This is a genomic window from Natronococcus sp., from assembly GCF_047921035.1.
Lineage (GTDB): Archaea > Halobacteriota > Halobacteria > Halobacteriales > Natrialbaceae > Natronococcus.
In genome coordinates, this window is the sequence record NZ_JBLRWX010000192.1 from 1 (window position 1) to 2674 (window position 2674).

Sequence of the window (2674 nt, forward strand, 5' to 3'; positions counted from 1 at the left end):
CCCGAACACTTCAGCCCCCAGCAGCTCTCGCACTACCGGGGCAACGCATCGCTGGTCGACACCAACCGTCAGTATCCGACGATCGGCTGGGCGAACCCGTCGTTCTGGCCCGCCGACGCCGGCAACGAGCCCGACGTCCGCCCCGGCTACGACGTCGGCTACGACGACGTCGTTCCCGACGCGCTGGCGACCGTTGCCCACCTTCGGGGGTACGACAACGTCGAGTACCTCTGTGACTACCACATGATGGGCTGGGCGAACCAGATGGTGCTGAACCTCGAGTCGAACGCCGCCTACGACCACGACGGCACCCACAACCTAGAGGAGGTCAACCGTCGGATCGGTGCCGCGATGGAGGAGTACTGGGGGAGTCCCGATGCGATCGCCGACGATACCATTCGAGCCGGTGCGGACACGACTTGGCGTTCGAACTACGTCCCGGACACCCTGTTCGACTACGGCTCGATCTACGACTCGCTGGGCTACAACATCACCGGCGGGCTGCTCGGCTGGGCCGGCCAGCCCGAGGAGTTCGGCGGCCTCGGCGCCATCACGGTTGCTCCCGAACTGGGGATGCGGGACGCGACCAACTGGCGGCCCTACATCGAGCGCCACCTCGAGACCGCCTACTACCTGTCCCAGCGCGAGTTCGCCCAACTGACGGCCGCGAGCACCGACGCGACGGTGGCTACCGGCGACCAGGATACCGCCTACGTCACGACGGACGAGCTGACGCGCCGGTCGGCGGACCTCTCGCACACCGACGAGAGTCCCGGACAAGGTCGGGGACAGGGCCAGGACCGGGCGACCCAGGTCCAGCGCCGCCATGGGACGGTCCAGCCCGGCCCCGGGGGCCGCAGTTCGGCGCCCGCCGAAGACCGCACCCACTCGCTGGCCGTCCAGGTCGACGCGGCGGACCTCGAGGAGGGCACCGTCCAACTCGTGAACCCCGGCGGACAGGTCGTCCGCGAGATCGACCTCGCCGACGGTGACGACCGGAGCTTCTACGTGCCAAACCCCGGCGCCGGCGACTGGTCGATCGAGTTCGAGGGAGAGGGCGACATCGACGCCGAGTTCGTCACCGTCGAGACCGACGCGGACCACCCCGACCCCGAGGAGGCCTTCGGTTACTCGCAGACGGAGTACGTCGTCAACCCGATGCAGTTCTTCGACGACCTCGAGCCGCACCTCGAGGACGGCGACATGGACGGGCTGCGCGTTCACGACGTTCGTATCGGCCGCCTGCTCCGGGGCAACTCCGGGCAACGCCACTACGACAAGCTGGTAATCGCCCACGACGACGGTCGCGACGACGAGCAGTACATCGCGGAAATCGAGGCGTTCGTCGAGGCTGGCGGCGACCTCGTGCTCACCGATACGGGGCTCTATCTGCTCGATGCGCTCGACGCCGGCGACGCGGCGGACATCTCCGATGACGACATACAGACCGTCGAAGTCGGGATCGCGAACCTGACCGATCGGAACTTCGATCACTACCTGCTCGACGGGATCAGGGATCTCCAGTTCGAGATCTGGAAGAGCCCGCAGGTCGGCTACGTGCCGAACACGAACGATCAGCCGGCGACGGTCATCGACGACGACGCGTTCGAGGCCGCCGGCGGCGAGATCGCCGGTCGAATGGAAGCCGATACGGGGGGCGTCGCGGCCGGCTCCCTCTCGGCAGGTGACTCCGAGATCAACGTCATCGGCTCGGTCCTGCCGCCGGCGAACCAGCGCGAGCTCCACCCGTTCGGGATGGCGGACTACGCCGTCTCCTTTATGGGCCACACGATGCTCTGTAACGCACTCGGGTTCCAACAACGCCGGTTCGTCGAGGACGAACTGGTCGGTACCTGGGGCGAGGTTCGATAGGGGCGCCGCCGACGGGCTCGCGGACGCGGGACCCGCGACGCTCTCGCACACTCCGTTCGCGAGGACTCACGAGACGGGGTCTCGCGGAGCGAGCACCGCAGCGAGCGGGTGGAACGAGCGATCGAGGCGCGCACGTTCCCAGGAGCTTTCGGAGTGGGCCACCCCCTCGAGCACACCCTGCTCCTCGGCGGAAGACGCCGCTTTGAACGAACCCGGTAGCGTTCAGCCTCATCGACGCCCTCGAGCAGATCGCGCAACTCCAGCTCCCGCAGTCGCTGTCGAACGATCGAGTACCCGATCTCGTGACCGTGACGGTTCAGGTTCCGATACAGTGGCGGCTACCAGCACAAGCGCCTTCGGGGACGTCGAACCCGTCGACGTCGGTGAGACGGAGCCGTCGCGGCCGAGAGCGAATTTGGAGCGAAGGAATAGTGTTCTGCATTTCTTGCTCACACGGATCCCACTCGAGCCAGTAGCACGGGGCTCGAGGAACACGAGTACTGCGGAGTAGTAATACTGTCTGAGAGAAGTCTTTTGTAATACGATATCGTACTACCGAACCATATGACGTCGACAGTCTCAGCAAAAATCCCCGACGAGATGAAAGAGGACATCGAGGAGGAGGATATCAACGTCAGCGAGGTCATCCGGAACGCCCTCGAGGAAGAGTTAGTCGAACGTCGGCGGGAGAAACTCCGCAGGGATGCAGCCGCGCTTCGGGAGAAAGTCGGCGACGGAGTTGAGACCGAGGAGATCGTCTCCGCCGTTCGCGAAACGCGAGAGGAGCGATAAGCTGTGTCGG

General features: G+C 65.6%; 2 protein-coding genes and 1 pseudogene. 2 read left to right on the top strand and 1 reads right to left on the bottom strand.

The window, feature by feature from the left end; translation table 11 throughout:
* Window positions 1-1872 (top strand): peptidase M14 (locus ACNA7R_RS19960; protein WP_416285291.1); only part of this gene is annotated, 1872 nt, incomplete at its 5' end.
* A gap of 200 nt (window positions 1873-2072) precedes the next feature.
* Here ACNA7R_RS19960 and ACNA7R_RS19965 read toward each other — a convergent pair.
* Window positions 2073-2207: pseudogene (locus ACNA7R_RS19965) on the bottom strand (phage repressor protein); the annotation flags it as partial.
* 229 nt (window positions 2208-2436) lie between these two features.
* On the opposite strand from ACNA7R_RS19965, the gene ACNA7R_RS19970 reads away from it, so the two are divergent.
* Window positions 2437-2664, top strand: a complete 228-nt coding sequence (locus ACNA7R_RS19970; protein WP_416285292.1) for a hypothetical protein — start codon at window positions 2437-2439, stop codon at window positions 2662-2664.
* The last annotated feature ends 10 nt before the right edge of the window (window positions 2665-2674 follow it).

Coding starts and splice junctions, on each gene's coding strand:
- ACNA7R_RS19970 (WP_416285292.1), top strand. CDS start 2,437: ATGACGTCGACAGTCTCAGCAAAAATCCCCGACGAGATGAAAGAGGAC.